This window comes from Neorhizobium galegae bv. orientalis str. HAMBI 540, assembly GCF_000731315.1.
GTDB lineage: Bacteria > Pseudomonadota > Alphaproteobacteria > Rhizobiales > Rhizobiaceae > Neorhizobium > Neorhizobium galegae.
On sequence record NZ_HG938353.1, the window covers coordinates 1,815,699 to 1,842,610 of the forward strand.

At 60.9% G+C, this 26,912-nt stretch carries 30 protein-coding genes and 1 tRNA gene; 19 read left to right on the plus strand and 12 right to left on the minus strand.

All coding sequences use genetic code 11. The annotated features are described in order from the left end of the window. Positions 1-62: 62 nt before the first annotated feature. The 4 genes from thrS to RG540_RS09210 all read right to left on the minus strand — a co-directional run bounded on the left by thrS (position 63) and on the right by RG540_RS09210 (position 3,805). Positions 63-2,075 (minus strand): threonine--tRNA ligase, encoded by a 2,013-nt coding sequence (gene thrS / locus RG540_RS09200; RefSeq protein ID WP_038586980.1) that lies wholly within the window; start codon positions 2,073-2,075, stop codon positions 63-65. Between the two features lie 126 nt (positions 2,076-2,201). Continuing rightward, complete coding sequence (locus RG540_RS09205) at positions 2,202-2,726, minus strand: DUF1697 domain-containing protein (RefSeq protein WP_038593388.1); 525 nt, start codon at positions 2,724-2,726, stop codon at positions 2,202-2,204. Positions 2,727-2,733: 7 nt separating this feature from the next. Continuing rightward, positions 2,734-3,111: a membrane protein insertion efficiency factor YidD gene (yidD, locus tag RG540_RS31595; protein ID WP_080724904.1), complete on the minus strand. Its 378-nt coding sequence runs from the start codon at positions 3,109-3,111 to the stop codon at positions 2,734-2,736. Between the two features lie 250 nt (positions 3,112-3,361). Next, positions 3,362-3,805, minus strand: a complete 444-nt coding sequence (locus RG540_RS09210) for an iron-sulfur cluster assembly scaffold protein (protein WP_038586983.1) — start codon at positions 3,803-3,805, stop codon at positions 3,362-3,364. A 286-nt stretch (positions 3,806-4,091) separates the two neighbouring features. Here RG540_RS09210 and folE point away from each other — a divergent pair, with 286 nt between their 5' ends. The 3 genes from folE to RG540_RS09225 all read left to right on the plus strand — a co-directional run bounded on the left by folE (position 4,092) and on the right by RG540_RS09225 (position 6,264). Next, entirely contained in the window at positions 4,092-4,706 is a 615-nt protein-coding gene (gene folE / locus RG540_RS09215) for a GTP cyclohydrolase I FolE (protein WP_038543080.1), read from the plus strand. A gap of 28 nt (positions 4,707-4,734) precedes the next feature. After that, entirely contained in the window at positions 4,735-5,196 is a 462-nt protein-coding gene (gene hisI, locus RG540_RS09220) for a phosphoribosyl-AMP cyclohydrolase (protein WP_038586986.1), read from the plus strand. Between the two features lie 108 nt (positions 5,197-5,304). Then, positions 5,305-6,264 (plus strand): patatin-like phospholipase family protein, encoded by a 960-nt coding sequence (locus tag RG540_RS09225; protein ID WP_038586989.1) that lies wholly within the window; start codon positions 5,305-5,307, stop codon positions 6,262-6,264. 64 nt (positions 6,265-6,328) lie between these two features. Here the strand turns inward: RG540_RS09225 and RG540_RS09230 are convergent, their stop codons facing one another. Both RG540_RS09230 and RG540_RS09235 read right to left on the minus strand, forming a co-directional pair. Beyond that, a complete protein-coding gene (locus RG540_RS09230; protein ID WP_038586992.1) occupies positions 6,329-6,763 on the minus strand; it encodes a CBS domain-containing protein in 435 nt (144 codons plus the stop codon). A 128-nt stretch (positions 6,764-6,891) separates the two neighbouring features. Then, positions 6,892-7,632 carry a rhomboid family intramembrane serine protease gene (locus RG540_RS09235; RefSeq protein WP_051909608.1) on the minus strand — a complete coding sequence of 247 codons (741 nt, stop codon included), beginning with the start codon at positions 7,630-7,632 and terminating at the stop codon, positions 6,892-6,894. A gap of 240 nt (positions 7,633-7,872) precedes the next feature. Between RG540_RS09235 and RG540_RS09240 the strand changes: the two genes are divergently transcribed. From RG540_RS09240 to RG540_RS09265, 6 genes are all read left to right on the plus strand, one after another. Continuing rightward, positions 7,873-8,439 carry a PAS domain-containing protein gene (locus RG540_RS09240; protein ID WP_051909295.1) on the plus strand — a complete coding sequence of 189 codons (567 nt, stop codon included), beginning with the start codon at positions 7,873-7,875 and terminating at the stop codon, positions 8,437-8,439. Positions 8,440-8,550: 111 nt separating this feature from the next. Next, on the plus strand, positions 8,551-9,162 hold the full coding sequence (locus RG540_RS09245) for a PilZ domain-containing protein (RefSeq protein ID WP_038586998.1): 612 nt from the start codon (positions 8,551-8,553) through the stop codon (positions 9,160-9,162). Between the two features lie 587 nt (positions 9,163-9,749). Continuing rightward, positions 9,750-10,316, plus strand: a complete 567-nt coding sequence (locus RG540_RS09250; RefSeq protein ID WP_080725014.1) for a transglutaminase-like cysteine peptidase — start codon at positions 9,750-9,752, stop codon at positions 10,314-10,316. 243 nt (positions 10,317-10,559) lie between these two features. Continuing rightward, positions 10,560-11,294: a hypothetical protein gene (locus RG540_RS09255; RefSeq protein ID WP_038587004.1), complete on the plus strand. Its 735-nt coding sequence runs from the start codon at positions 10,560-10,562 to the stop codon at positions 11,292-11,294. A gap of 158 nt (positions 11,295-11,452) precedes the next feature. Continuing rightward, a complete protein-coding gene (locus RG540_RS09260) occupies positions 11,453-13,021 on the plus strand; it encodes a D-alanyl-D-alanine carboxypeptidase (RefSeq protein ID WP_051909296.1) in 1,569 nt (522 codons plus the stop codon). An 87-nt stretch (positions 13,022-13,108) separates the two neighbouring features. Next, a complete protein-coding gene (locus RG540_RS09265) occupies positions 13,109-13,378 on the plus strand; it encodes a hypothetical protein (RefSeq protein WP_038587008.1) in 270 nt (89 codons plus the stop codon). A gap of 15 nt (positions 13,379-13,393) precedes the next feature. Here the strand turns inward: RG540_RS09265 and RG540_RS09270 are convergent, their stop codons facing one another. After that, the gene (locus RG540_RS09270; RefSeq protein WP_038587011.1) at positions 13,394-13,831 is read right to left on the minus strand and encodes a DUF1489 family protein; all 438 of its coding nucleotides are present in this window, start codon (positions 13,829-13,831) and stop codon (positions 13,394-13,396) included. Positions 13,832-13,902: 71 nt separating this feature from the next. Then, entirely contained in the window at positions 13,903-15,303 is a 1,401-nt protein-coding gene (locus RG540_RS09275) for an L-serine ammonia-lyase (protein WP_038587012.1), read from the minus strand. A gap of 517 nt (positions 15,304-15,820) precedes the next feature. Between RG540_RS09275 and RG540_RS09280 the strand changes: the two genes are divergently transcribed. Together RG540_RS09280 and RG540_RS09285 are read left to right on the plus strand one after the other, a co-directional pair. After that, positions 15,821-16,519, plus strand: coding sequence for a DUF599 domain-containing protein (locus RG540_RS09280; RefSeq protein WP_038587015.1), 699 nt, complete (start codon positions 15,821-15,823; stop codon positions 16,517-16,519). Between the two features lie 23 nt (positions 16,520-16,542). Beyond that, entirely contained in the window at positions 16,543-17,529 is a 987-nt protein-coding gene (locus RG540_RS09285) for a DUF1624 domain-containing protein (RefSeq protein ID WP_038587019.1), read from the plus strand. A gap of 15 nt (positions 17,530-17,544) precedes the next feature. Here the strand turns inward: RG540_RS09285 and RG540_RS09290 are convergent, their stop codons facing one another. Together RG540_RS09290 and mgtE are read right to left on the minus strand one after the other, a co-directional pair. Continuing rightward, on the minus strand, positions 17,545-17,937 hold the full coding sequence (locus RG540_RS09290; protein ID WP_007770768.1) for a MerR family transcriptional regulator: 393 nt from the start codon (positions 17,935-17,937) through the stop codon (positions 17,545-17,547). Between the two features lie 57 nt (positions 17,938-17,994). Then, positions 17,995-19,413: a magnesium transporter gene (gene mgtE / locus RG540_RS09295; RefSeq protein WP_038587022.1), complete on the minus strand. Its 1,419-nt coding sequence runs from the start codon at positions 19,411-19,413 to the stop codon at positions 17,995-17,997. 205 nt (positions 19,414-19,618) lie between these two features. Here mgtE and RG540_RS09300 point away from each other — a divergent pair, with 205 nt between their 5' ends. The 3 genes from RG540_RS09300 to RG540_RS09310 all read left to right on the plus strand — a co-directional run bounded on the left by RG540_RS09300 (position 19,619) and on the right by RG540_RS09310 (position 21,004). Next, a complete protein-coding gene (locus tag RG540_RS09300) occupies positions 19,619-20,110 on the plus strand; it encodes a peptide deformylase (protein WP_038593397.1) in 492 nt (163 codons plus the stop codon). 69 nt (positions 20,111-20,179) lie between these two features. Beyond that, on the plus strand, positions 20,180-20,437 hold the full coding sequence (locus tag RG540_RS09305; RefSeq protein ID WP_051909298.1) for a BON domain-containing protein: 258 nt from the start codon (positions 20,180-20,182) through the stop codon (positions 20,435-20,437). 75 nt (positions 20,438-20,512) lie between these two features. Further along, positions 20,513-21,004 (plus strand): BON domain-containing protein, encoded by a 492-nt coding sequence (locus RG540_RS09310; RefSeq protein ID WP_051909300.1) that lies wholly within the window; start codon positions 20,513-20,515, stop codon positions 21,002-21,004. Between the two features lie 14 nt (positions 21,005-21,018). On the opposite strand, the gene RG540_RS09315 is transcribed toward RG540_RS09310, so the two are convergent. Then, the gene (locus RG540_RS09315) at positions 21,019-21,441 is read right to left on the minus strand and encodes an OsmC family protein (RefSeq protein WP_038587028.1); all 423 of its coding nucleotides are present in this window, start codon (positions 21,439-21,441) and stop codon (positions 21,019-21,021) included. Positions 21,442-21,902: 461 nt separating this feature from the next. Here RG540_RS09315 and RG540_RS09320 point away from each other — a divergent pair, with 461 nt between their 5' ends. Continuing rightward, positions 21,903-22,499, plus strand: coding sequence for a hypothetical protein (locus RG540_RS09320; RefSeq protein ID WP_038587031.1), 597 nt, complete (start codon positions 21,903-21,905; stop codon positions 22,497-22,499). A 172-nt stretch (positions 22,500-22,671) separates the two neighbouring features. Here the strand turns inward: RG540_RS09320 and RG540_RS09325 are convergent. Then, positions 22,672-22,756, minus strand: a tRNA-Leu gene (locus RG540_RS09325). 177 nt (positions 22,757-22,933) lie between these two features. Here RG540_RS09325 and lipB point away from each other — a divergent pair. From lipB to RG540_RS09345, 4 genes are all read left to right on the plus strand, one after another. Continuing rightward, on the plus strand, positions 22,934-23,662 hold the full coding sequence (lipB, locus tag RG540_RS09330; RefSeq protein WP_038587035.1) for a lipoyl(octanoyl) transferase LipB: 729 nt from the start codon (positions 22,934-22,936) through the stop codon (positions 23,660-23,662). A 62-nt stretch (positions 23,663-23,724) separates the two neighbouring features. Beyond that, a complete protein-coding gene (locus tag RG540_RS09335; RefSeq protein WP_038587038.1) occupies positions 23,725-24,645 on the plus strand; it encodes a DMT family transporter in 921 nt (306 codons plus the stop codon). Between the two features lie 157 nt (positions 24,646-24,802). Further along, positions 24,803-25,456, plus strand: a complete 654-nt coding sequence (locus RG540_RS09340) for a hypothetical protein (protein WP_157884604.1) — start codon at positions 24,803-24,805, stop codon at positions 25,454-25,456. 137 nt (positions 25,457-25,593) lie between these two features. Then, entirely contained in the window at positions 25,594-26,862 is a 1,269-nt protein-coding gene (locus RG540_RS09345; protein WP_038587041.1) for a zinc metalloprotease, read from the plus strand. Positions 26,863-26,912: the final 50 nt, after the last annotated feature.

Here is a 26,912-nt window from a genome sequence, read left to right on the forward strand (position 1 = left end):
CCGCGTCAATATTAGCCGAGTTCTGACAGCGCCCGCCCTTCGGCAGGCGCTGTCATTATCGGTCAGGCCGCGGCCTTCTTCTTGTTCTTCGCTTCAAGACGGCGCAACACATCCGGTGGCGTCGCTTCGAGGGTCAGCGAAGAGATCGCTTCGTCGAGCGTCATCGAGGTCTGCGCCTGCGAACCCAGTCGGCGGATGTTCACCGAACGCTCTTCCGCTTCCTTCTTGCCGCAGACGATGATCACCGGCACCTTGGTGACCGAGTGCTCGCGGATCTTGTAGTTGATCTTCTCGTTGCGGAAATCGGTCTCGACGACCATGCCCGCATCACGAAGAGCTTCCGCGACCTCCCGGCCGTAGTCGTCGGCGTCCGAGGTGATCGTCGCCACCACCACCTGCATCGGCGCGAACCAGAGCGGCATGTGGCCGGCAAAATTCTCGATCAGGATGCCGAGGAAACGTTCCATCGAACCGCAGATGGCGCGATGGATCATCACCGGCTGAGTCTTTTCAGAGTTTTGGTCGATATAGAAGGCGCCGAACCGTTCCGGCAGGTTGAAGTCGACCTGGGTCGTGCCGCACTGCCATTCGCGACCGATCGCGTCCTTCAGCGTATACTCGAACTTCGGACCGTAGAACGCGCCCTCGCCCGGCAGGATGCCGGTCTTGATGCGGCCTTCCGACTGCGCCTCGATCGTCTTCAGCACATCGAGCATGACGGATTCGGCACGATCCCAAAGCGCGTCGGTGCCGACACGCTTGTCCGGCCGGGTCGACAGCTTGACCACGACTTCCTTGAAGCCGAAATCCTCGTAGACCGACAGGATCAGGTCGTTGATCCGCAGGCATTCGGCGGCCATCTGCTCGTCGGTGCAGAAGACGTGCGCGTCGTCCTGGGTGAAGCCGCGTACGCGCATCAGCCCGTGCAGCGCGCCGGAAGCTTCATAGCGGTGCACGAGACCGAATTCCGCAAGCCGAATCGGCAGTTCGCGATAAGACTTCAAGCCATGCTTGAAGATCTGCACGTGACCCGGGCAGTTCATCGGCTTCAGCGCAAAGACGCGGTTGTCCGCTTCCTTGTCTTCCGGATGGGTGAAGGCATAGGCGGACTTCACCGCGAACATGTTCTCCTGGTACCAGCCCCAGTGGCCCGACGTCTCCCAGAGCGAGGCATCGAGAACCTGCGGCGCGTTGACTTCCTCATAGGTGCCGGCAAGCCGGCGACGCATATAGGCGGTCAGCGTCTGGAACATGCGCCAGCCCTTGCCGTGCCAGAACACCACGCCCGGACCTTCTTCCTGGAAATGGAAGAGGTCCATTTCGCGGCCGAGCTTGCGGTGATCGCGCTTTTCGGCTTCCGCCAGCACGTGCAGGTACTGGTCGAGTTCTTCCTGCGTCGCCCAGGCGGTGCCGTAGATGCGGGTCAGCATGGCGTTGTTCGAGTCGCCGCGCCAATAGGCGCCGGCAACCTTCATCAGCTTGAAGGCCGTACCGATCTGGCCGGTCGAGGCCATATGCGGACCACGGCAGAGGTCGAACCAGTCGCCTTGATAATAGATCTTGAGATCCTGGTCCTCCGGGATCGCATCGATCAGCTCGACTTTATAGCCTTCGCCCTTGGCTGCGAAGACTTCGCGGGCCTTCTCGCGAGACCAGACCTGCTTGGTGAACGGTTTGTTGCGGCCGATGATTTCCTTCATCTTCGCCTCGATCTTCGGCAAATCGTCGGGCGTGAAAGGCGCGTTGCGGGCAAAATCGTAATAGAATCCGTTCTCGATCACCGGGCCGATGGTGACTTGCGTGCCGGGCCAAAGCTCCTGCACGGCCTCCGCCATCACGTGGGCGGCGTCGTGGCGGATGAGTTCCAGCGCTCGGGCGTCGGTGCGCGTGACGATCTCGATCTTTCCGTCGGTCACCGGCTCGGCAAGGTCCTGCACGGTGCCATTGATGGTGACGGCGACAGCCTTCTTGACGAGCGACTTGGAAATGCTCTCGGCAACGTCACGGCCGGTCGTGCCGGCGTCGAAAACGCGGACGGAGCCATCGGGAAATGTAAGGGAAACGGATTGGGACATGTCTTTCTCCTGTCCAGTCCCGCCAACGAATGCGGGTGGTGTTGGAATAAATGGCGGTTCGCCCTTTGGGCGCAGCCGGCGTGGCTGATAAATGCTTTTGGCGTTTTAGTAAAGGCGAGCGGCCGCTCAGCCGATCATTTCGGCAAGCCTGCCGACCGTGTTGGCATTGCGGATCGTGCCGATGCCGAGCTTCTTGGTGGTCATCGCCGACAGCAGCCGTGTCTCGCTCGCCTTGCCGCCGAAATCGACCCAAAGATCGCCGTCGACGATGGAAATCACCTCCTCGCCGCGGTGGCGTTCGAGCAGGTCCAGGACACTTTCGTCGAGCGGCTTTCGCATCACCCGCACGCCGACCTCGGAACCTTCTCCCGACGGAAAGGGATTGCCGGCCGCGAGCTTCAGCCAATCGGCACCGGTCCTTGCGATGATATCGACATGTTTGCCGAACCGTTTCTCGAAGGCGGCCTCCAATCTCTGCTCGACATTGCCGGTCGATGACCTGCCGGTCTCGAAGACGAGATTGCCGGTCGAAACCAGGGTCCGGCAATTCCGGTAGCCGAGATCCTCCGCCATGGCGCGAAGGTCGGCCATGATGACCCGCTTGCCGCTGCCGAGAACGATGCTGTGAAGCAGCGCGACATATGTGATCATCGGCTCCTCATTGAGGCGACGCCGGTTCGGCATGGCGACGCCAGTATCGCCACGGCATCCACCAGTGTTGCCGCATTTCGAGCGCTTCCGGCACAGGATCGAGCCCGCTTGTACCCCCCGGCCCGCAGCGCGCCACCCGAAACAGCGTCATCCATCCTCCGGGCCACAGCCCATGCCGCGCCACTGCCTCGTAACCATATTCCGAGCAAGTCGGAATATGCCGACAGGAATTGCCGATGAATCCGGACAGTGTCAGCTGGTAGAAGCGGATCAAGCCCATGCCGAACAGCCGGCCCGGCGTCTTGGAGAAATGGCCGGACCAGTTGCGCGAGGAACTGACCTTCGGCTGGCGTTCGGAGTGCTGACAGTTTGGGGCGCCGCACATCAGGCGTGAACCGCGATTGATGGCAGGATGTCACTTAGGGCGTGCCGATCCAGCCCCCCTCTGCCCTGTCGGGCATCTCCCCCTCGAGGGGGGAGATCGACTCGTGGCGCTATTTGTACCTCATTGGAAACGGCACACGTTGCCGAGCGCGAAACATCCGAGAATAAGCGAAGACGGTCCTCCATCCGATCTCCCCCCATGTGGGGGAGATGCCCGGCAGGGCAGAGGGGGGTAGCCGCGGAATGCCAGCTCATCCGACCGTTGCCAGCTGCTTCGCCTCGATCTGGTCGATCGCATCGACGACCGCCTCGAAGGTCAGCATGGTGGAGGGATGGCGGGCCCTGTAGTCCTTGACAGGCTTCAGGTAGCGCATTTCCTCGAACCGGCCGTCCGGCCCCTCGCCGTCTTCTTTCAGCATGGCGAGCATATCCTGGCGCGCCTTGCGGATCTCGGCGGTTGTCGCCCCGATCACGTGCCGGGCCATGATCGAGGACGAGGCCTGGCCGAGTGCGCAGGCGCGGACCTCGTGGGCGAAATCGGTGACCCGGTCGCCGTCCATCTTCAGGTGCACCCGCACTTTCGAGCCGCACAGCTTCGAATGTTTTTCGGAACTCGCATCCGCATCCGGCAGCGTGCCAGCATGGGTGATATTGCCGGCGAATTCGAGAATCTTGCTGTTATAGATGTCGTCCATCAAGGCTCGCTTTGAGTCCGGCCGTCGCTCGTTGAACACTGTGTCACGTCAGGCGGACTACCATAAAAGGGTTCCTGCCATTATATGTGATGTCCGGGCAAGATCATCAAGAAAGGATGTTTTCACGAAATCCTACCGAAAACGGAATAGGATATCTTGTAAAAATGTTCGCCGAAGGTCAGATAACCCCGGATTGCCCAAAAATCAGCCGCAGATGCCTAGCAGCTGATCAGTCCGTGAGTAACGCCAGTCGGATGCGGCCTTGAACCGCATCAGGAGACGATAGATGGATGCCATTGTGAAGAATTTCCCGGCTTCGAAAGAGAAGCAGGTCCGCCCCTCGCAGCAGGAGGCCGAGGAAGCCGTGCGCGTTCTGTTGCGCTGGGCAGGTGACGATCCCGCCCGCGAAGGCCTGCTCGACACCCCGAAGCGCGTCGCCGCCTCCTATAGCGAGCTATTTTCCGGTTACGAACAGTCGCCGGAAGACGTGCTTGGCCGTACTTTCGAGGAAGTCTCGGGTTATGACGATATCGTGCTGGTGCGCGACATCCCGTTCTTCTCCCATTGCGAACACCATATGCTGCCGATCATCGGCAAGGCGCATGTCGCCTATCTGCCGAACGGCCGGGTCCTCGGTCTTTCGAAGATCGCCCGCGTCGTCGAGATCTTCGGTCGCCGTCTGCAGACGCAGGAAAACATGACGGCGCAGATCGCCAATGCGATCGAGGAAACTTTAAAGCCGCGCGGTGTCGCCGTGATGATCGAGGCCGAACACCTGTGCATGGAAATGCGCGGTGTGCAGAAGCAGGGCTCGCATACGATGACGACGACGTTTACCGGCGAATTCAAGGCGAACGCCGCCGAACAGGCCCGTTTCTTCACGCTGGCCCGCAACCGCTGACCGGCGGTTTTCCGGGCGGAGTCTCCTGATGTCGTTTTCTTTTGACCAGCCTTCCGCCGACAAGACGGAACTCGAAGGCGCTGGCGCCTTCACGCCCCGCTTCGATCAGAACGGCCTCGTCACCGCCGTCGTCACCGATGTCCGTGACGGCGAACTGTTGATGGTCGCGCATATGGACGCCGAAGCGCTGGCGCTGACGGTCGAGACCGGCATTGCGCATTACTACAGCCGCTCGCGTGCCAAAATCTGGAAGAAGGGCGAATCCTCCGGCAACCTGCAGACTGTCCATGAACTGCGCACCGACTGCGACCAGGACGCCGTCTGGCTCAAGGTCTCGGTCGCGGGACACGACGCTACATGCCATACCGGCCGTCGCTCCTGTTTCTATCGGACTGTTACCCAAAGTGATGGTAGGGCGGTTCTTGAAATCACCGACAATCAGCGTCATTTTGATCCAAATGTCGTCTATTCCGATCAAGGAACCATTTAGGCATTTGCCTCGTTTTTTGGCGTGTCTCGACTGAATAAACGATTTCGAAACCTGTCGATGCGTTAATCGTCAGACCGGGGTTTGTTCAGCTGTGGAGGATTTTTGTCGATGCTGAACTGGAGTTGGAACCGTCACGATCCACTTGCGGCACCTGCCGAAGGCGGCGAAACGAAAGTCCTCGAACCGACCCCTCCTCCCACTATCGAAGCCCCCAAAAAAGCAAAGCTTGCCCTCGCTCTCGGCGGCGGTGCCGCGCGCGGTTGGGCTCATATCGGCGTCCTCAGGGCTCTCGACGAGGCCGGCATCGAAGTCGGCATGATCGCCGGAACCTCGATTGGCGCTCTGGTCGGCGGATGTTACCTCGCCGGCAAGCTCGACGAACTCGAAACTTTCGCCCGCTCGCTGACCATGCGCCGCATTGCCGGCCTGCTGGACCTGACGATCGGCGGCGGCGGTCTTCTCGGTGGCATGCGGCTGACCAAGCGGATGCAGGAACACCTCGAAGGCCTGTCGATCGAGGATCTCGACCGCCCGTTCGTATCGGTTGCGACCGAGCTCCATACCGGCCACGAGGTGTGGATCTCCAGCGGCTCGCTGATCACCGGTCTTCGTGCCTCCTACGCCCTGCCCGGCATTTTTGAACCCGTGAAATGCAACAACCGGACGCTTGTCGACGGCGCGCTGGTCAATCCGGTGCCGACGTCCGTCTGCCGCGCCTACGAGCAGCCGCTCGTGGTCGCCGTCAACCTGAACTACGAGATTTTCGGTCGGTCTGCAGTCGTCAAGCACAATGCCAGCGTCCAGCCGATCGATGACGGGCGCAAGAAGCCCGAGGACATCCGTGTCGGTCTGACCGGCACCATGGTGCAGGCCTTCAACATCATCCAGGAACGCATTTCCCGCGCGCGCCTGGCCGGCGACCCTCCGGATCTGGCGCTGCATCCGCGTCTTGCCGATATCGGCCTGTCCGAATTCCATCGCGCCGGCGAAGCGATCGACCGCGGTTATACGGAGACTATGGCGCAGATCTCTGCGCTGAAGCGCATGCAGGAAGTTTTCGCCCGCTAAGTGGGGGATGCCTCGTCACGAGGTGATACAGCCCCGCCCTTGGGCGAGGCTCAGCCGAAAGCGATCAGCCGGCAATATAGGCCTTGATCTGTTCGGCCTCGAGTTCGATCTCGCGAATGCGAGACTTGACCACGTCGCCGATCGAAATGATGCCAGCGAGCTTTCCGTCCTGCTCGACGGGCACGTGGCGGAAACGGCCGCTGCTCATCATCCCCATCAGTTCATCGACGGTCGTGTCATCCTTGCAGCGTTGCACCGCAGTGGTCATTGCCGACTTTACCAGTTGGTCGAGCACACTGGCGCCCTTTCCGGCGATGGCGCGCACCAGGTCGCGTTCCGTGAAGATGCCGGCGATGCGGCCTTCCATGCCGGTTACCACGACGGCACCGATCTTCTTGTCGTTGAGAATCCCGGCGACTTCGAGCAGCGTCTTGTCGGGGGCAACGGTGACCACGTCACGCCCCTTTGCATCCAACATGTTCTTGACGATTATTGCCATGGCTCTCTCCTCCCAACCGGCTCAGCCTGGACGTCGCCCATTCCCGAGAAGCAAAGCGCCCGGGTGGAGGAACCGTCCCTGCACGTGCGCAGAAGTGTAGAGCGATGCCGGAAAGAGATCAAGAAAGATCAAGGTTGCGTGATGGGCATGACGCTGGGTGGCAGGGGATCGAAAAGGTCAAACAGCAAGAAACCGAACAGGAAGCCGCCGATATGCGCATCCCAGGCGATCGGTCCCATATCCGCACCGAACAACGTCACCCCGAAGGCGATCAGCAGGTTGCCGGCGAGCCACATGGCGGTGAAGATGACGACGGTGCGGTTGCGGAACGAGCCGAGGATAGACTGGCGCGGATAGAGATGGCCATGGGTCCGATCATAACCTCGGCGTTCCGGGAAGGCGAAACGGCAGGCCGCTCCCATCAAAGCCGAGACGACGCCTGACGCACCGATCAGCAGCGTCTCGTCCCCCCAGTTGAGCGTTGCATGGAAGAAGGCGGCAGCCACCGCCGAGAGAATCCAGAAGATCACGTAGCGAAGAGTGCCGATCCGCCGCACCACCGGCGCTCCGAAAGCCATCAGCCACAGTCCGTTGAAAAGAATATGCTCGATGCTGCCGTGCAGCAGCGAATACGTGACCGGCGTCCACGCCCAGGCAAACCCCTGCTCGCTGAGCGGATAGACGTAGCGCAGCGGCGTAAACGCCAGGTTCACCACCATGGTGGCGCGCGTGTCCTCGTCCAGCAGATATTCCTGCACGATGTAGATGACTGCAAGCAAAGCCAGCGTCACGACGAGGCTCCGCGGAAGATTGAAGATCGGCTGCGAGCGCTCGCCGCGGTCATCCGTTTCGCGCTGCTCGTCAGCCATATCCGGCCCGTCGTTCATGCCAGTCCCTTCTGTCTTCTCGTCCCCTACCGAATGGGTCCGACAGCCATATAGGAGCGGCTGTTCAAAGGAAAGCGCGGGCAAGATCACCGTCGCGCGGATGCCGTGATCGGTGGCAAATCCCTAACCATGATGCCCTCGTCGTGGCATGGTTTTCGCTGCGGGAGGAGGATCGGCCGTACATGAAGCGCGGCCTGTATCGAAATATGACAGGTAAGATGGATGCGCAATCAGGCAAGCAGGGCAATCTTCGACTACTGGATCAATCTCAAGCGTGACGGGATGGCTCCCCTCAAGACCGAGATCGATCCAGCCGCTCTGCGTCATCTTCTCCCGCATCTTTTCATGGCCGCCATGGACCCGGCCGGCACGCTGGCGTTCCGCCTGGCGGGCACCCGCATCTGCGAGCTGTTCGACCGTGAGTTTCGCGGCAAGCCGTTCGCGGACGTCTGGCAGGAGACCGATCACCGGCAGCCGGTGGAGATCGCCCACGGCGTCATTCACTCCCAGCAGCCGGCACTCCTGGACGTCCTTGCCTCGAATGGCCACATCCGCCACGCTTATGAAATGCTGCTTCTGCCAATCCGATCGGTGGAGACGGCGGCAAGCGATCGGATATTCGGCGCTCTCCTGCCGGCGGTTTCTCCCTACCCCGTAACAGCAACGCCGGCCATGTTTCTGACGCTCGAGAACTGGACGTTCCTGACTGGCGGCGGTTCATATTTCGGTGTGCCGGTCACGGGCGATCGCCGCAGTTTCTCCCACACGCCCGGCCGCAGCCCGTCTTGAGGAAACATCCGGTCGCAGCACGCGCAGCTGACGGTCTCTGCCAAAACCTTCTGTTAACCGCGGCGCGCTAATACTCTTAACGATAGACTTAGAAGAGAAAAGCTCTCTCAAATGTATTCTTTTCAGCCATCTCATACTCCATCGACATCCAGTGTTCCCGCACAGCGTTCCTTTCAGCGCGTGTCCGTCAGTATTCCAGGACGGTTGATGCTGGCGACGCATGAGGAATTTCCCTGCGACGTCGTCGACATGTCGCCGGGCGACGTCAGCTTCGCCTGCGTCGGCCGGCCGCTCGTCGGCGAACGCGTCATCGCCTATCTCGATCATATCGGCCGTCTCGAAGGCATGGTCGTCAGCCTGTCGAGCACCGGTTTCGTGATGTCGATCAACGCGACGGACCGCAAGCGCGAGAAACTGGCCGCCCAGCTGACATGGATCGCCAACAAGCACGAACTCGGCCTGCCCGAAGATCGTCGTCATGATCGCCTGGCGCCGCGCAACACCCGCTCCGAGATCACGCTGGACGACGGCCGGCGTTATGCCTGTCGCATCGTGGACCTTTCGTTGTCCGGCGCGGCGATCGATATCGACATTCGCCCCGCGCTGGGCACGCCTGTCCGGCTCGGCAACATGCGCGGCCGCGTCGTGCGCCACTTCATGGAAGGCGTGGCGATCGAGTTCAATTCGGTCCAATCACGCGATACACTGACCGAATTCCTTTAAAAAGGCTCTCACGGCGGCAATCCAGAAGCGCCCCATCCGGGCGCTTTTTTGTTGCGCGCCCTATCCTTTGCGTCCTGTTTCATTGCGGGACGGGCCAGGAAAAAGCCGCCTGTCTGTGCCGAAATGAACTTTCTTCAAAAAAATTGTGCCCTTTCGGCACTTTTTTCGAGCCCGAAAATCGGCCTCGATCAGCCAGATTTGGTCATGACGCAACGCAATGCGGTACCTTACCTTTCCTGTTTGCAACGGCCAATCGTCGTCATTGCGGGATTTCCGACACTCAATGGGCTGCTCCGCGGATTTCAAAAACCCCTTTATTCACGGATAGATAGCGGGAAAGCTCCGAGGAGCCGGGCCCCCGATAATCGGCATTTTATGAAAATTATCGGCAAATTCGGCTCGAATTTTGTGAAAGTTCGAGATGTATTTGATGTGTGTTTTAGGCGAATTGAATTCAAATAAGATATTGATTTTACTACGAGATTTTGCGGTCGATCAAACCCTGTCTGGCAGTGTTCTCCTCACAACGGGGAGACATAAAAATGAAATACAGCAAGGGACTGGGCCTCGCCGCCATCACCGCCGTCATGGCGATCTTTACCGCCGGAAGCTCTTTCGGCATGCCGGCCAACACGGTGCGCGTTCTCGGCCAGGCCAATCCGCCGCTCGGCCACTATGAATTCTGCAAAACCTATGTGAGCGAATGCGCCGCGACCTACAAAGACGCCGGCCCGCTCGCACTGACCGAAGACAAGTGGCGCACGCTTCTCGACGTCAACTACACGGTCAATTCCTCGATCACGCCGATGACGGATCAGGAAATCTATGGCGTCGAAGAGCGCTGGGCCTATCCCCGCACCGTCGGCGACTGCGAAGATTTCGTGCTTCTGAAGCGCAAGATGCTGATGGCGAAAGGTTTCTCGCCGTCCGACCTGCTGATCACCGTCGTGCTACAGCCGAACGGCGAAGGTCATGCGGTGCTGACAGTTCGCACCGATCGTGGCGACTTCGTGCTCGACAACATGCGCAACAAGGTCATGGTCTGGTCGGATACCGAATACACCTTCCTGAAGCGCCAGGCGAACGACGATCCCGCCCGCTGGGTCAAGCTCCAGGACGGCCGCGCCACCGCCGTCGGCTCCGTCGGCCAGTAACTCTCACCTGTCATAGACGAAAAGACCGCGGCGATCCAAGCCGCGGTCAATCTGTAGGACTGAAGGTGGGCGCAGAAGGGATTACTGGGAGGCTATCACCATCCCGGATCAAGCTTTATTTACGAAGCATTAATCATAACCATCCAGACTGCCGCCAAATCGCTTGGCCGCGTTCGTATCCGCGTTCTGTCCCATTCCGGCGCTGGCGAATTCTCTCTCGAACGAGAACACGGAGCGCGCGTCATGGCAGGTCCAGCCCGGAACCTCTCGGCTGCAGAAGAAGCGCCGCTCCTCTCCAACCGTTTCCTCTATCGGCTGGCGGCCGTCATCGCGGTCCTTGCTCTGTTGACGGTTGCGATCAGTGTCGGTGGCCATTTGTTCGGGCAGCGCATCGCGCTTGCCGGCCATATCGACAGCCGGGAAGAATTCCCGATCCAGATCGGCCAGGACAAACTCAAGCTTCCGGCCAACACGATTCGTTTCCGCGACCAGCGCCAGGCCGGCGTCACCGAGCGCGTCGACCTCTATCTCACCTGGCCGGAACTCGAAGGTTATAGTGCAGGCCTACGGTCGCGCTTCGATGATGTCGCTCAGTCTTCCTCTTTGATTTTCCTGCAATTATCCCAGAGCACCATGTCGCGCGACATGTCCGGCCGGCTGGAGCCGATCTATTCCAAACTGTTCGATGGCGCACCGCAGCAGGCCGCCTTCGGACTGACGCTTCACCGGCTGCGCGCCGATTCAGGTTATGGCAGCGAAGTGGTTCTAACCGGTCAGGTCGGCGGCGCCCCGGATTACGCCGTGCGCTGCGTGCTGCCCACCCCCGGCGACAAAGCCACCAGCGGCGACTGCCAGCGGGATATCCACATCGGACAGGACCTGACGGTGCTCTATCGCTTCTCCAGTGTGCTTTTGCGGGACTGGCAACATATTGATGCCGCAGTTCGCCTCTTTGTCGAAAACCGGCTGGTGAAATAAGCCGCCGCGGACGGGTCGGGTCGAAGCCTGGGATGATGTCTAAAATGCAGCATATCGAGGTAAGCTGCTGTTCATCATAAACCTCTTGGTAACGCTAATCCCCTAGATTGAACGGTAACGGCCGTGGCGGGGGCGCGTCCGGATATTTGACTAATGTGATGCAAGCGATGAGTGCGGCAGTGTCGAAAAAAATGATTTCTGCATCCCTTTCCAAGGGTGATGCGACGGTCCCGGGACGGTTCCTCGGTTTTCTCTTCACGTTGGCTGTGGCGATTTCGATGTTTTCGACGCCGGCTGCTGCCGGTCCGAAATACGCCGGCATCGTCGTCGACGCCAAGACCGGCAAGGTTCTCTATTCGGAGGATCCGGACGGTCTGCGTTATCCCGCGTCGCTCACCAAGATGATGACGCTCTACCTCACCTTCGAAGCGCTTGAATCCGGCCGCATCAGCCTCGACACGCAGGTTCCGGTCTCTGCTCACGCTGCAGCCGAGCCACCCTCGAAACTCGGTGTTCGCGCCGGCGGTTCGGTCTCGGTCGATCAGGCTATTCGCGCCCTCGTCACCCGCTCCGCCAACGACATGGCCACTGCCCTCGGCGAATTCGTCGGCGGCTCCGAAGAACGCTTCGCTTCGTTGATGACCGGCAAGGCGCGCGCACTCGGCATGACCCGCACCACCTACCGCAATGCCAACGGCCTGCCGAACACCGCGCAGATGACGACGGCACGCGATCAGGCCCGCCTCGGCATGGCGTTGCGTCAGCACTTCCCGCAATATTACGGCTACTTCTCAATCCGCAGCTTCAATTTCGGCAAGCAGACGATCGGCAACCACAATCGCTTGGTCGGCAACGTCAAGGGTGTCGATGGCATCAAGACCGGTTACACCCGCGCCGCCGGCAGCAACCTTGCGACCTCGGCGCAGCTCGATGGCCGCTCGATCGTCGCCGTCGTGCTCGGCAGCCGCTCCAGCGCCGTCCGTGATGCGACGATGCGTAAGCTGGTCGCCGACTATCTTCCGGAAGCTTCCCGCGGCGGCAGCAGCAGCCTGATCGCCCAGGCAGCGGCCCCTGCCCCGGTTGCGCCCGCTCCTTCAGCCCCGGTACGCGCCGCTCCGGCCGTTGCCGCGACCCAGTCCGACGTGCGCCAGATGGCGGCTCTCGACCTGCCGCCGAGCGGCCCGCGGCCGGGCGCCCGTTATGCCGAACAGCAGGCTGCAGCCATGGCGCCTGCCGCCGCATCGGCCTATGCAGCAGAACCGGAGCAGAAGAAGGTCATCACCCAGGCGATGAACACGGCCATGGGCGGCGTTGCTGCCGTCCCGACCCCGGCTCCGGAATATATGCCCGCCCGCACCGAGGAAGCCGCCGCACACCGTGCCGGCCGCTCGACCGTGGACGACGTCACGACGGCATCCACCAAGGTGTCTGCCGTGTCCGCGAAGGCCGCTCAGTCGGCGGCTGCGGCTTCGATGGCCTCCAACGGCTGGGTCATCCAGATCGGCGCATCGCCGAACCAGAAACAAGCTCAGGATCTCCTGCAGAATGCGCAGGATAAAGGCGGCAAGGTATTGCGTTCCGCCAAACCCTTCACTGTCGCCTTCAGCAACAATGGCGAACAGATCTACCGCGCCCGCTTCGGCGGCTTCGACGACCAGAAGACGGCTGTCGATGCCTGCAACGTGCTGAAGAAGAAGGGCATCAGCTGCTGGGCGTCGCTCCAGTGAGCAATCGCCATCGGCGATCAAGGAAATACCCGCGCCGGTTCTTCGGCGCGGAGAGATCTCGAAAGTAACGCGTAGACGGGGTTTCCGATGATGATGAATGAAAACAGCGCTGAACTCGCCTTCAAACCGGCACAGAAGTCCAGAGCAAAGGGCGTCGCCCTCAACCCGCTTCACGAGGCGGCCATGCGGCTTGCCGGTCTCGGCTTGAACCGCTCCAAGGAAAAGACCCGCGATCTGGTTTCCATGCTGCTCAGCCACGGCGCGCGCGCCTGGCGCCATTCCCAGCCGGAAGCCAATATCCACCTGCATGTCGGCATCCGCGCCGGCCGTGCACCGGTCCGCATCAAGCTTCGCTGATAGGAAGTTTCCCGGTTACAGAAGTCCAAGCTCGGCGAGTTCCCGCCGCAGATCTTCCGGAAGCGCCGCCACGTCCTCGCCCAGTTTGCCGAGGTCACGCGGCGCTTCTTCGCTTTTCAGATAACGCCACCCTTGGAAGGGCCGTTTCGGTTGCGGTGCGGTCTCGATGACCTCCGGCCCCAGCACCAACTGGCAGCGCTGAATGCCGTCGCCGCCCGTAACCGTGCGGATATCGAGCAGCTTCTGCCGCGCCATCACCTGCCCCTTGATCACCCAGTAGAGCGATCCGTCGTCGAGCAGTTCCTGCATGCGCTTCGGCGCCATTCGCGTCGTATGGATGCTGTGCGGTTCGAGGCCGGCGGCGATAGCATTGAGCGCGCGCTCGGCGACCCAATCCTGGAGATCCTGGATGGAATCGGCGCCGACGCAGAGTTTGATCAGATGGAGAGCCATGGTTTGGTTGAAGACCCATCCGCACGTGAGGTCAAGCGTTTGCTCGGATCACTCCACAGTGGCGAAACCCGTCAGCACTCGACGACATTGACGGCGAGGCCGCCGGTCGAGGTTTCCTTGTATTTCTCGCTCATGTCGTTGCCGGTCTGGCGCATTGTCTCGATACAGGCGTCGAGCGGCACGAAATGTGTCCCGTCGCCCTTGAGGGCGAGCGAAGCGGCCGTGACCGCCTTGACGGCCCCGAGCGCGTTGCGCTCGATGCAGGGCACCTGCACGAGGCCGGCGATCGGGTCGCAGGTCATCCCGAGATGGTGTTCCAGCGCGATCTCGGCGGCGTTTTCGATCTGCTCCGGCGAGCCGCCCATGACGGCCGCAAGCCCCGCCGCAGCCATGGCGGCGGCCGAGCCCACTTCGCCCTGACAGCCGACTTCGGCGCCCGAGATCGAGGCATTATGCTTGATAATGCCGCCGATGGCAGCTGCCGTCAGCAGGAAGTTATGGACGTCTGCCTGGTTCGCGTCCTCGTGAAAATGCAGGTAATAGCGTACCGTCGCGGGAATGACGCCGGCAGCCCCGTTGGTCGGCGCCGTGACCACGCGCCCGCCGCCGGCATTCTCCTCGTTGACCGCCATCGCGTAGACGCTCAGCCAGTCGTTAGCGAGCAGCGGGTTCAACCGGTTGCTGCGCCATTCTTCGTTCAGCTTGTCGTGGATCGCCCTCGCCCGGCGCTTCACCTTCAGCCCGCCCGGCATGATCCCGTCGACCTTGAGGCCGCGGTCGATACAGCTGGACATCGCTTCCCAGATGCGGTCAAGACCGGCATCGAGTTCGGCGGCGCTCATCTTGGTTTCTTCGTTGGCGCGCTTCATCTGGGCGATCGTCAGGCCTGAGCCGCGCGCCATATCGAGCATCTGTTTTGCCGAGGCGAATGGATAGGGAATGCGTGAGTCGCCGGCCGATTTCTTGGCACCGCGCATCGCCTCGAGCTCGGTGTCCGTCACCACGAAACCACCACCGATCGAATAGTAGATCCGCTTCAGGAGAAGCCGGCCGTCGCGGTCGAAGGCTGAAAAGCTCATGCCGTTGGCATGGCCGGGCAGTGGCTGCTTCTTGTCGAAGATCAGATCGGTCTTCGGCTGGAATTCATAAGCCGGATGGCCGGGCGGCGTGACGCGGCCGGTCCGCTCCACCTCGTCGATGATCGCGTCCATCCTGTCCGGATCGACGGCGTGGGGTTCCTCACCGACCAGACCCAATATCACCGCCCTGCCCGTCCCGTGGCCGATCCCGGTGAACGCGAGCGAACCGTGCAGGCTCACCTTCAGCGCCGCGACATGCGCGCCGGTCGGGCGCGGCCAGTCGTTGGACAGGATGAGCTCCAGGAAGCGGTTGGCGGCCGACATCGGTCCCATCGTGTGCGAGCTCGAAGGGCCGATACCAATCTTGAAGACGTCGAAAACGGACAGGAACATGAGAATCCGCAAGGTAGTGGAACGATCGCCGAGCCTATGTCAGACCAGCGCTATGTCTTGGTGATTGCCCGACATCCGGTGAACCGGCCGCGACATGCTCTTAAAATAGAAACGGCGCGGTACGAATACCACGCCGGGAATAGAAATTCCGGAATTTCACTGCGGCAATCAGATAACGCCAAACAGATACGCGAGAGCTAACGCCCCTGCAAATCCGAGGAGCGCCTTGAAGGTCACGCCCCAGCAGGACTTCTGGTCGGTATCTTCCATGTCGTCTCCAGGTTCATGCCGCATCGATTAACGTCCGCTCCCGGTCGTCATGGCTAATGGTCTATTAAAATCCCGCCGCCTTCGCAATCCGCAAAATGGCGGAAACATGGCGGAAGCCTTTGGCGGATCACATTCGTAACGCCTGCACGCCATTTGCGGTTCCTATCCGGATCGAGGAGGCTTGCCGCCGAAACCGAAACAAAGCATGACGAGACGGATTAAAGACCGATTCCAACCGGTGAAGCCCATGACGAACGCTGATTATATTGCGCTTGCCCTCTTTGCCGTCCTTTGGTCCCTCTATTCGTGGGTGACCGCCGGCGCCGGCTCCTGGCTGTTTCCCCGCGCCAGCCTCAACCGGGCGATGGCCGAACGGCGGAAGGAATGGATCTACAATTCGCTCCGGCGGGACCTCAAGATGATCGACACCCAGATCTTGGCGGGCCTGCAGAACGGCACGGCCTTTTTCGCCTCGACATCGATCTTCGCGATCGGCGGCTGTTTTGCGCTGCTCGGCGCCACCGAACAGGTCGAGGCAGTCTTCCGCGACCTGCCCTTCGTCGCTTACGGTGGCCGCACCGCGTTCGAACTCAAGGTCGCCGGCCTCACCTTCCTGTTCGGTTATTCCTTCTTCAAATTCGGCTGGTCTTACCGTCTGTTCAACTATTGCACCATTCTTTTCGGCGCCTTGCCAATGATGCATGACACCAATGGTGACCGCGCTGCTGCCGAACGGGCGGCCGATCAGGTTGTGCGGATGAATACGATCGCGGCAGGCCATTTCAATTCGGGCCTGCGGGCACTGTTTTTGTCGGTCGGCTATCTCGGTTGGTTCATCGGGCCCTATATGTTCATTGCCATGACCCTTGTGGTGGTCGTCGTGCTCACCCGCCGCCAGTATTTCTCGGAGGCCCGGCTGGCGATCATGGACCGCGGGACGCCCTGAGATCTGATCCGGAAAGACAAGCAGTGACTGTTGCCGAAACCCAGAACCCCACTCCGCGCAGACCCCGCATCACGCTGATCGATACGCTGCGCGGCGTCGCCCTCATCGCCATGGCGACCTATCACTTCACCTGGGATCTCGAGTTTTTCGGTTATGTCGATCCCGGCACGGCGACCCAGGGCTTCTTCAGGGTCTATGCCCGCTCGATCGCCAGCTCGTTCCTGTTCCTGGCGGGCGTCAGCCTGGTTCTCGCGCATTTCCCGAAGATCCGCTGGCAGCCCTTCTGGAAGCGTTTTGCGATGGTCGCAGGCGCTGCAGTCGCGATCAGCATCGCGACGCTGATCGCCTTTCCGGGCGAGTGGATCTATTTCGGCATCCTGCACAATATCGCGCTGTCGAGCCTGATCGGCCTCGCCTTCCTGCGCCTGCCACCGTTGTTGACCGGTGCGATCGTTGCCCTGGTGGTCGTTGCGATGATCGTCGACTACAGCCTGGTGCCCGGCGCACTGGATTCGGCCCTGTTCGACGCCCGTTACCTGAGCTGGCTCGGTTTTGCAGAAATCCCGCCGCGTTCGAACGACTATGTGCCGCTGTTTCCCTGGATCGCGGCGCTTTTGGCTGGGGTGGCAGTCGCCCGGCTCGCGATATCGAAAAATTGGCTTCCGAAACTCGCCGCGGTCCAGACGCAGGAGAACCTTCTCTCGAAGGCCGGCCGCCACAGTCTGATCGTCTATCTCGTCCATCAGCCGGTGCTGATCGCGCTCGTCTATCTCTTCTCGCTGGTTCATCCAGCCCCGCCGCCGGATCCGCGGATCGGCTATGTCAGAAGCTGCGAAGCAGGCTGCACGGGCCAGGGCAACGATGCCGGCCTTTGCCAGAAATTCTGCGGCTGCACCGCCGACAAGCTGATCGCCCAGTCGCTGATGACGCCGCTGCAGTCCGGCACCATCGGCCCGCAGGACGAGCGCGTGCAATCGCTCGCCGAACAGTGCTCGATCGAGGCGCAATAGCGGTCGTTTTGGAGGTCAGGTGCCGACGCCGATTTCGGCAAGCCGGGTCAGGCAGGCTTCCTCGACATTGTCGAGCTCCGTCAGCGTATCGTCGATATCCTTGCGCTTCTGGCGCAGGTCGTTGCGCTTTTCATCGAGGCGCGTCATCAGGAGCTTGAGCTGCCCGAGCTCGCCCGGCGGTTCCTTGTAGACCTGGATGATTTCGCGGATCTCGGCGATCGTGAAGCCGATCCGGCGGCCGCGCAGGATTTCCTGGATCAGCCGGCGATCCGTCGCCCGGAAAAGCCGCGTGCGACCCCGGCGTTCGGGGTGGATAAGGCCCTCGTCCTCGTAGAAGCGCAGCGTGCGGGTCGATACCCCGAATTCACGCGTCAGCTCCGTAATGCTATAATACTTGTTCACGATCATGTCCTGCTACTCGTCAGTCAAACTAATTGACTTTTACGTAACAGTCAATTTTTCGGGTCAGCTGACCATGAACCACCAGGTCGCCAGGCCGAGGAACGAGAAGAAACCGGTCGTATCGGTAATCGCGGTGACGAACACCGCCGACGATACCGCTGGGTCGGCCCCGGCCCGGTCGAGGAGCAGCGGGATCATGATGCCGGCCATGGCGGCCGCGAACATGTTGATCAGCATGGCGGTGGCGATTAGCCCGCCGATATGCGCGTCGTGGAACCAGAGGCCTGCCACAATGCCGACGAGACAGCCGATCACCACACCGTTGATCAGCCCGACGCCCGCCTCGCGTCGGGCGACGCGCCAGGCATTGTGAATGTCGAGATTGCGGGTCGCAAGCGCCCTCACCGTCACCGTCATCGTCTGCGAGCCGGCATTGCCGCCCATGCCGGCAACGATCGGCATCAGGATTGCGAGCGCCACCACCTGCTCGATCGTCGCTTCGAACAGCGAGATCACCGAGGCCGAAATGAAGGCGGTGAAGAGGTTGACCAGCAGCCATGGCACCCGCGACCGCGAGGTCTCCCGGACCGAGTCGGACAGTTCTTCGTCGCCGACGCCCGAGAGGCGCATGATGTCCTCTTCCGCCTCCTCCTGGATAACGTCGACGACGTCGTCGATGGTCAGCACGCCGACCAGCCGGCCGTTCTCGTCGACGACGGCGGCCGAGAGCAGGTCGTACTGTTCGAAGAGCTGGGCTGCCTCTTCCTGGTCCATGTCGGCGGGGATCGGATAGTTCGTCTCCCGCATGATCGTCTCGATCTTCACCTGCCGCTTGGCGCGCAGGATACGGTCGAGGTCGAGCACGCCGAGCAGCTTGAAGGTCGGGTCGATCACGAAGATCTGGGTGAAGCTCTCCGGCAGATCCTCCTCGTCGCGCATGTAGTCGATCGTCTGGCCGACGGTCCAGAACGGCGGCACCGCGACGAATTCCGTCTGCATGCGGCGGCCGGCCGACTGTTCAGGATAATCGAGCGCGCGGCGCAGCCTCACCCGCTCGGTGAACGGCAGCTGCGCGAGAATTTCTTCCCGGTCCTCGTGGTCGAGGTCTTCCAGAATGTAGACCGCGTCGTCCGAATCGAGATCGCCGATCGCTGCCGCGATCTGCGCGTTCGACATCTGGTCGACGATCTCCATGCGGATGTTTTCGTCGACCTCGGTCAGTGCGGTCAGGTCGAAGTCGTCGCCGAGCAGCCGCACAAGCGCATGGCGCTGGTCGGGCAGGATCGCTTCGAGCAGGTCGCCAAGTTCCGATTCGTGCAGGCGCGCCACATGGCTGCGCAGGAAAAGCGTGTCACGATCGGCGATTGCGGCGCCAACCATCGCCAGGAAGTCGGCACGGATCGCGCCGTCCTCGGAATAGATGTCGTCACCGGCATCGTCGGTTTTTGTGCGCAGGCGGTGGTCCTCGCCGATATCGCTCATCTGCCGCCCTCGCTGCTGGTCTTTGACAAAACGAGAATGGCGGCAAAAAACATATTGTCAACAACCGGATAGCTGCACCCGGCGCTATTGCTCCTGCCACCGGTTTTCCTGCTAGAACAATTGCCGTTCCGGGTCCAGAGCGCATGGCGAAACGATGCGGAAAAACCCGAAAGGCAGCCCGAAGGGCAGCAAGAGGAGTTCGAAAATGGCCATCCGAACCATCCTGAAATATCCCGATCCGGGCCTGTCCAGGCCATGCGAGCCGGTCACGGTTTTCGACGCGGCCCTGACGGCGCTGGCCGATGACCTTCTCGATACGATGCGGGCAGCACCCGGCGTCGGCATCACCGCCGCGCATGTCGGCGTCTTCACCCGGCTTGTAGTGCTCGAACTGTCGAAGGAGAGCGGCGCGAGCTTTTACGCCAACCCGGAAATCCTGCTCTCCTCGGAGGAGTTGATGCGTCATACCGAGGGCAGCGTCTCGATGCCCGGGGCCAATGACGAGGTAGAACGCCCGAAACGGATCAGGTTCCGCTACCAGGATCTCACCGGTGTCGTCCATGAAGAGGACGCCGAAGGCTTTTATTCCATCTGCATGCAGCACGAGATCGACCAGCTCGACGGCATCTTCTGGCTGAAACGGCTGTCCCGCCTGAAGCGGGATCGGCTGCTGCGCAAATGGGGCAAGGGAAAATAAAAAAACCGGACCGAACCAAATCCGCGTTCGCCCGTTGTCAGGTCGCAAGTCCAGCGAGGAGCTACGACCATGAATGCGACAGCAGACAAGACCGCAGCCGAACTCGAACGACAAGTATCCGCGCGTCTGGCCGCATTGCCGGACGTCGACTCATCGATGATCGAACCGCATGCCGAGGGAACCAAGGTTATCCTCGAGGGTTCCGTCGATACCGTGTTCTCGGCCAGGAAGGCCGTATTGAGCGCGGAAACCGTGGATGGCGTACATGATGTCGAAAGCCATCTGACCCTGACGGGTAACAAGAATGGCGCATCCACGAGCCATTAAAGCGAAAACCCGGCGCACCAGCCTTTTGTGAATTGGGGGTGCGCCGGGTCCAGGTGGGAATGATAGGAGACTGTGGTGCCGGGCAAGAAAAAAGCTGACGACATTTCCCGCGAGGAAGATTTTCGCGATTACGATGACCGCAATATCGACGAAGGCTGGCCCTACGACGACGCTGGCAGCGCCCGGCCTGTCGACAACGCCGCCTATGGCGACCCCAAGGCCAATTTCGACACCAACCGCAATCGCGGTTATCAGGTGGACAGCGCCGAGCGCGACGGATCGGAAGAGCGGTTGGTCGACACCATTCGCCCTGGAACGAAGGGGATCGAAGATGCCGACGATCTCGAAGAGCGGGTCACCGACGCGATCGACGAGCTGGATATGATCGACATGGCGTCCATCGACGTGCATGTCGAGGACGGCACCGTCACGCTCGAAGGCGCCGTCGACGATGCGCCGACCTCTCGCAAGATCGCCCGCCGGATCCAGCGTGTCGCCGGCGTCCGCGAACTGGTCAACAACCTTCGCCTCGAAGGCGTCGACAGCCACATTCCCGACGACGATTGACGGCCCGACGACGCCTAGGCGCTCGTCAGCAGGATATCCGGTGAATTTTTCAGAGTATTGCTGACGGTGCAGATTTCCTCGGCCATATGGGCGATCTGCTTTTTCTGCTCGTCGTCGAAATCCCCTTCGATCCGGAAATCCACGACGAACCTGGTAATCCGGGACGGCCCTTCGTGGGCTTTCTCGCCTGTCACATGCACCCTCACCTCGCTCAACCTGTCGAGGATGCCGAGCTTGCTTGCGGCGATGCGACCGCTGAGCACGAGGCAGGCGGCGAGCGATGAAAACATCAGGTCGAGCGGATTGAACCCCGGCTCAGAAGCGCCCGTCACCACTTCGACCTGACCACCCGTCTCACTCGTCACCTGCGGGTGACCGAGGCGTCCGAGCACCGCCGTCGCGCCGATCGGCCGTGTCTTTACTTTCAGTTCGACCATGGAGTCATTTCCTACCCTGCAATAATGCACACGCCTCAATTCATCAGATAGGCATGGAATTTCAAAGCCGCAATTCGTCTTGCTGTACGATTGCCTTGTAGAAGCAGTAAAGATTGGATTTTCGCTTAATCTACTTGAGTCATTCTGAGGCTCATTTGCGCGGCAGCGTACCAATCCTCATCAAAATTCATCGGCGTTACGGGCCGATAGCGACAATCACGGGATTCGGGCGCCCATCATACAGTACGCAGGTGGGTGAGTGCGAAGGCTGATGCGCTAATCAGGTGAACGAGAACTTGCGTGGTATGACGCGATACGGCGCGGGCGGGACCACTCCAGATGAGTATGGTAAGAGGGGTAGGTAAGACATAAAACGAGGCGTCGCAAACCATACGCCTATCGTCTTCGCGCCGGAAGATGTCACTACCGGCCACCAACCCTGGATGATTCTGCGAAAACCCATGTCCAAGACCCGATCCGAGACACTATTCGAGACATGGTTAGTGTCAAACAGTCTGCCCTTTCGGGCAATCTCAGCCGAACGGGGCGTCTCGACGCCAGACTACGGCGTGACAATCGGTGAGGCGGAGATCATTTTCGAGCTAAAGCAGATTGAGGCTGGCCGAAATTGGGCGGATGAGATGGTTCACAGTGGGGAGGTCGGCAAATTCATCCGAGATAGAATCACCAAGAGCAAGAGGCAAATACAAGCCGCGTCTAAGGGCGGGAAGCCGACCGTTCTGATAATCTACAACGACTATGACCCGTTTCAACTGTTCGGCACGGAAGACCACGATTTCGAGCACGCGATGTACGGAGCAGACACAGTCGTTCTCGCTAAAGATTCGGGACGACTGGTTGATCGCTTTCACGGGGACGGGAAGTCGTTTCAATCGGGTAAGAACACGTCGTTCAGCGCCCTAGCGCGTTTGCGCCAAGCGGGACGCGACGCAGAAGTAACCGTGACGATCTTTGAAAATATGCACGCCGCAGTTCCGATTGATTACGTCTCGCTGCCCCCGTGCTTCAAGGTCGTCCGAGTAAATCAGTCGCGTTGAAAGTCTAGGCGTCGGACGACAGGTGTCGCCTGCGTGAACACCGGCCGGCGATTCATCGGCAATGCGCTATATAGCTCGATGTTTTGCCATAGGAGCGGCAGGTCGGTCGCTCAGTTTTCTAGATGCAATTTCATCCGGGCAACAAAAAACCCGCCGAAGCGGGTTTTTATTTTGGTGCGGTCGAGAAGACTCGAACTTCCACGTCTTGCGACACAGCGACCTCAACGCTGCGCGTCTACCAATTCCGCCACGACCGCATCGTGGTAGATGCCGACTTGCGCCGGCGGGGCTGCATGTAGCAAAAGCATTTGGGGTGCACAAGTGCGCCGTGACAGATTTTTGAAGGATAAAAATTCCAGGTGTGAATGCCTATATAAACCGGGCCGGAAACCAGGCCCTTGCCGCACCCTTTTGTTTTTGCCAGAAGATTTTCCATGCTCACACGCACCGACCTCAATCTGTCCATGCTGCCGCAAACGGGCTCCCCGCCAGTGCGCTGGCGAATCTCCGATGGACTCGTTCCTTACGTGGAGGCGGTGGCCGAGATGGAGCGTGAGGTGGCGGCGATCGCCGATGGCCGCGCCGACGAGCTCGTCTGGCTGCTCGAACACCCGCCGCTCTATACCGCCGGCACCAGCGCCGACGCCGCCGACCTGATCGAGCCGGACCGGTTTCCGGTGTTTTCCACAGGCCGCGGTGGCGAATACACCTATCATGGTCCCGGCCAGCGCGTCGCTTACGTGATGCTGGATCTCAAACGCCGTCGCCAGGACGTGCGCGCCTATGTGGCGGCGCTCGAGGAGTTGATAATCCGCACCCTCGACATGATGAACGTGCGCGGCGAGCGGCGCGAGGACCGCGTCGGCGTCTGGGTGCGCCGGCCGGAAAAGCCGCTTCTGCCGGACGGTTCGATGGCGGAGGACAAGATTGCCGCGCTCGGCATCCGCCTGCGCCGCTGGGTCAGCTTCCACGGCCTCTCCCTCAATGTCGAACCGGACCTCTCGCATTTCACCGGCATCGTGCCCTGCGGGATCAGCGCTTACGGCGTGACCAGCCTCGTCGATCTCGGCCTTCCGGTGATGATGGCCGACGTGGATATGCGCCTGCGTGAAGCTTTCGAGGAAATCTTCGGCGCCTCGGTTTCCGAAACGGCTGTAACCTGATCTTGGCTTGAACATTGCCGCCCGCTGTGGTTGAAGAACCTGGTTCCTCGAAAGTGCCGGGCATGCCCTCTTCCACACCTGAAAATCCGCTGAAGGGCATGGCCATCATGGCCACCTGCATGGTCATCCTGCCGTTGATGGATGCCATCGCCAAATACATGGCGACCTTCGAGGCGATGTCGCCCGCTCAGGTGACATTCTACAGGTTCTTCTTTCAGCTCGTCTGCATCCTGCCGCTCGTCGTCTTCACCGGGGCCGCCATCTTCCGGCCGAAACGCCCGTGGATGAACCTGCTGCGCGGCGTGCTGCATGCGGCCGCCAGCCTGATGTTCTTCGCGGCGGTCAAATACATGCCGCTCGCCGATGTCTTCGCCATCTATTTCGTCGAGCCCTTCATGCTCACCATGATGTCGGCGATCTTTTTGCGGGAAAAGGTCGGCTGGCGGCGGTGGCTGGCGATCGTCGTCGGTTTCGGCGGCGCCATGATCGTCATCCAGCCGAGCTATGCGATCTTCGGCTGGACGGCGCTTCTGCCGGTCGCCTGCGCCTTCCTCTACACGCTCTACCTGTTCCTCAACCGCGCGATCGGCGAGGCCGACTCGCCGCTGGTCATGCAGACCATGGCAGGCGTCGGCGGCACGCTGTTCATGGCGGCGGCGCTTGTAGCCGGAGATAACGCCGGGGCCGCGGACTTCGCGCCGTCGCTCCCCGCGTCCTGGCTCGGTCTCATCCTGCTGATGCTGCTCGGCTCCATTTCGGGCTACATGCATCTGCTCGTGGTGCGGGCCTTCCGGCTGGCGCCGCTTTCACTGCTGGCACCCTTCCAGTATTTCGAGATCATCTCGGCGACCGTGCTCGGTTACGCCCTGTTCGGCGACTTCCCGACCGCCTCCAAATGGCTCGGCATCGCCGTCATCGTCGCCTCCGGCCTGTTTATCATCTGGCGGGAGCGTTCCAAATCGAAGCAGCTCGAAACTGTTTGACGGCCTTGTTTTCGGCCGATTAACCGCGCTTCTTTTCTGCCTCTCAACTTCTCTCATTTATCCCCCACATTCAGTTTCATGATGAAACGGAGAAATGAAGATGAGCGGGTTCCGCTTTTCTTTTCCGGCATGTGTCATCGCCGGGAAGGGTCGGATTGTGGCCGACGATATTTTGATGCTGCGCAAATATGCGTTCCCGGACGGCATTTGCTCCTCCGAAGATGCGCTCGCCCTTTTTGCGCTGAATGATTCTTGTCCCGAACAAAGCCCCGAATGGTCGACCTATTTCGTCGAAAGCCTGACTGCATATCTCGTGCATGGCACAGAGCCGAAGGGGCGCATCGACGACGCAAAGGCTGGCTGGCTGATGCGCACGATCGCCGCCGACGGAGCTGTTCGTTCCGCACTGGAGCTCGAATTGCTGCTGCATGCGATGGAAGTGGCGTCCGAGGTGCCGGAGAGCCTCTCGGCCTTTGCGCTCGACCAGGTTCGCCTGGCCCTCGAGCCCGGCGCGCGCGGCGCCTATCATGCCGCCCGCCCCGCCTCTCCTGCCATCACAGCCTTTGATCTCACCTATATCTGGCGGGTGCTGCGCGGCGCGATGGAGCGAGGCCGGCTGATGCTCTCGCCGATCGAAGCGCTGGTCCTGCGCGGGATCGACGAACTGGCCGATGCTAGAGCCCATCATCCCGTCTGGCAGGAGATGATCGCGGCGGTGGCGACCTATGAAAGGCCGAAGGAAGTGTTGCGCTCCGGTCCCTGGCTGGTGACCGATGCCGGGCATCGTCTGACGCAAGAGATAGCAGCCTGACGAACAACGGGTGGCAATGCCCCGCGTGCCCGCTCGTTCGCATTTTAGCGATCGGCTAAACCCCCTGGAAAATCAATCGGCCTAATGGTGTTCGTGATGATCGGCCAATCGCGAGCCGACAGGCTCCCGAGGTCGATATGACGCCCATTGTCTCCGCCGTCCTGTTGCTGACGATCAATCTCGGCCTGCTCTGGCTGCTGATGGCAGCACCCGTCGGCCGCCGCACCATCACGCTGCATCGGACGCTTGAAATCGCTCCGGAACGTCTCTGGCGCGCCTTTCACCCCGGCGGCGAAGAGGCGAGTTGGAACCCTTCGATCCTCTCCTCAGGGATGGAAAGGAACCGCGGCGGGATAGAGATCGCCTACAGCCATCCCGATCGCCATGGTGCGCCGATCCGGCGGGTCTTCAAGGTGGAGGAAACTGTCGATAGTGCCCAGCTCAGCTATGAGAGCCGTGCACGCGTGGTGGACGACACCGCGCTCGACATTTCTTTCTGGCGCAACTTCGAGGAATACCGCGCCGTGTCGGCCGCGCCTGGCGGTTCCACGATCACCCTTGCCCAGACGGACAACTATCGCGGCCTTGCGGTTTACCTGTTTCGTTATTTCATGATCCGCCGCGAGCTCTCGTCGCTGACTTCCTGGCTGAAAAACGGCCGGCCGAAAACAGGCGGCATGATCGAACATCCGCTCACCCAGATAGTCCTGGCGCTCCTCTCGACGCTGCTGCTCTGGCCCTTTTTCGGGCTGACTGCGGCAGGTCTGACGATCTCCACAATTCTGACGGTGGTCATCGTGCTGCACGAACTGGGGCACATGGCCGCCTATCGCGCCTTCGGGCATGAGAGGGTCAGGATGATCTTCGTTCCGCTTCTTGGAGGCATCGCTATCGGCGGTCGGCCCTACAACAGCCGCTTCGAAGTCGCCACCTGCGCGCTCATGGGCGCAGGCATGTCCGCCTTTCTCGTACCGGTGATGATTTCCGTCCACGATCTCTCGGCCACCCACCTGTTTTCTTCGTCGCTGCGGCAACCGGCGCTGGTCTTCCTGCTGATATTAGGTGCCTTCAACCTCCTCAATCTCCTGCCGATGTACCGCTTCGACGGCGGCAGGGTGCTGAGGCAGATCTTTCCGACCCGCAGCCTGCTCGTCGCCGGCAGTTTCGGGATTACGCTCTTGATGCTGTGGGTCGGCTACCGGATCGGGCTGTCCTCCACCGCCTTGATCGCGGCACTTGCCGTGTTCACGCTGATGAGCTTGATCGGCTTTTCGTCCGTCAAGCCGCGCGAAACCCTTGAGCAAATGCATCCCGGCGAGCGTTTGATGGCGGGCCTCGGCCTCTATGCCGCGGTCGCCATCCATTCCTACGGTCTTGTCTACGCCTGCGACCGCCTGTTCGGTTGATCACCCGCCCTCGACACACTCGCCATCGACGTCTCTGCCCATTGACTTCA

Coding starts and splice junctions, on each gene's coding strand:
- RG540_RS09335 (WP_038587038.1), top strand. CDS start 23,725: ATGCCCTCTTCCACACCTGAAAATCCGCTGAAGGGCATGGCCATCATG.
- RG540_RS09235 (WP_051909608.1), bottom strand. CDS start 7,632: ATGGCTGACGAGCAGCGCGAAACGGATGACCGCGGCGAGCGCTCGCAG.
- RG540_RS09280 (WP_038587015.1), top strand. CDS start 15,821: ATGACGAACGCTGATTATATTGCGCTTGCCCTCTTTGCCGTCCTTTGG.
- RG540_RS09230 (WP_038586992.1), bottom strand. CDS start 6,763: ATGGCAATAATCGTCAAGAACATGTTGGATGCAAAGGGGCGTGACGTG.
- lipB (WP_038587035.1), top strand. CDS start 22,934: ATGCTCACACGCACCGACCTCAATCTGTCCATGCTGCCGCAAACGGGC.
- RG540_RS09225 (WP_038586989.1), top strand. CDS start 5,305: ATGCTGAACTGGAGTTGGAACCGTCACGATCCACTTGCGGCACCTGCC.
- RG540_RS09275 (WP_038587012.1), bottom strand. CDS start 15,303: ATGTTCCTGTCCGTTTTCGACGTCTTCAAGATTGGTATCGGCCCTTCG.
- RG540_RS09300 (WP_038593397.1), top strand. CDS start 19,619: ATGGCCATCCGAACCATCCTGAAATATCCCGATCCGGGCCTGTCCAGG.
- RG540_RS09250 (WP_080725014.1), top strand. CDS start 9,750: ATGGCGATCTTTACCGCCGGAAGCTCTTTCGGCATGCCGGCCAACACG.
- RG540_RS09260 (WP_051909296.1), top strand. CDS start 11,453: ATGCAAGCGATGAGTGCGGCAGTGTCGAAAAAAATGATTTCTGCATCC.
- RG540_RS09305 (WP_051909298.1), top strand. CDS start 20,180: ATGAATGCGACAGCAGACAAGACCGCAGCCGAACTCGAACGACAAGTA.
- RG540_RS09240 (WP_051909295.1), top strand. CDS start 7,873: ATGCGCAATCAGGCAAGCAGGGCAATCTTCGACTACTGGATCAATCTC.
- RG540_RS09205 (WP_038593388.1), bottom strand. CDS start 2,726: ATGATCACATATGTCGCGCTGCTTCACAGCATCGTTCTCGGCAGCGGC.
- thrS (WP_038586980.1), bottom strand. CDS start 2,075: ATGTCCCAATCCGTTTCCCTTACATTTCCCGATGGCTCCGTCCGCGTT.
- RG540_RS09245 (WP_038586998.1), top strand. CDS start 8,551: ATGTATTCTTTTCAGCCATCTCATACTCCATCGACATCCAGTGTTCCC.
- RG540_RS09265 (WP_038587008.1), top strand. CDS start 13,109: ATGATGATGAATGAAAACAGCGCTGAACTCGCCTTCAAACCGGCACAG.
- RG540_RS09315 (WP_038587028.1), bottom strand. CDS start 21,441: ATGGTCGAACTGAAAGTAAAGACACGGCCGATCGGCGCGACGGCGGTG.
- RG540_RS09320 (WP_038587031.1), top strand. CDS start 21,903: ATGTCCAAGACCCGATCCGAGACACTATTCGAGACATGGTTAGTGTCA.
- RG540_RS09255 (WP_038587004.1), top strand. CDS start 10,560: ATGGCAGGTCCAGCCCGGAACCTCTCGGCTGCAGAAGAAGCGCCGCTC.
- folE (WP_038543080.1), top strand. CDS start 4,092: ATGGATGCCATTGTGAAGAATTTCCCGGCTTCGAAAGAGAAGCAGGTC.
- RG540_RS09210 (WP_038586983.1), bottom strand. CDS start 3,805: ATGGACGACATCTATAACAGCAAGATTCTCGAATTCGCCGGCAATATC.
- yidD (WP_080724904.1), bottom strand. CDS start 3,111: ATGTGCGGCGCCCCAAACTGTCAGCACTCCGAACGCCAGCCGAAGGTC.
- RG540_RS09270 (WP_038587011.1), bottom strand. CDS start 13,831: ATGGCTCTCCATCTGATCAAACTCTGCGTCGGCGCCGATTCCATCCAG.
- mgtE (WP_038587022.1), bottom strand. CDS start 19,413: ATGAGCGATATCGGCGAGGACCACCGCCTGCGCACAAAAACCGACGAT.
- RG540_RS09290 (WP_007770768.1), bottom strand. CDS start 17,937: ATGATCGTGAACAAGTATTATAGCATTACGGAGCTGACGCGTGAATTC.
- RG540_RS09345 (WP_038587041.1), top strand. CDS start 25,594: ATGACGCCCATTGTCTCCGCCGTCCTGTTGCTGACGATCAATCTCGGC.
- hisI (WP_038586986.1), top strand. CDS start 4,735: ATGTCGTTTTCTTTTGACCAGCCTTCCGCCGACAAGACGGAACTCGAA.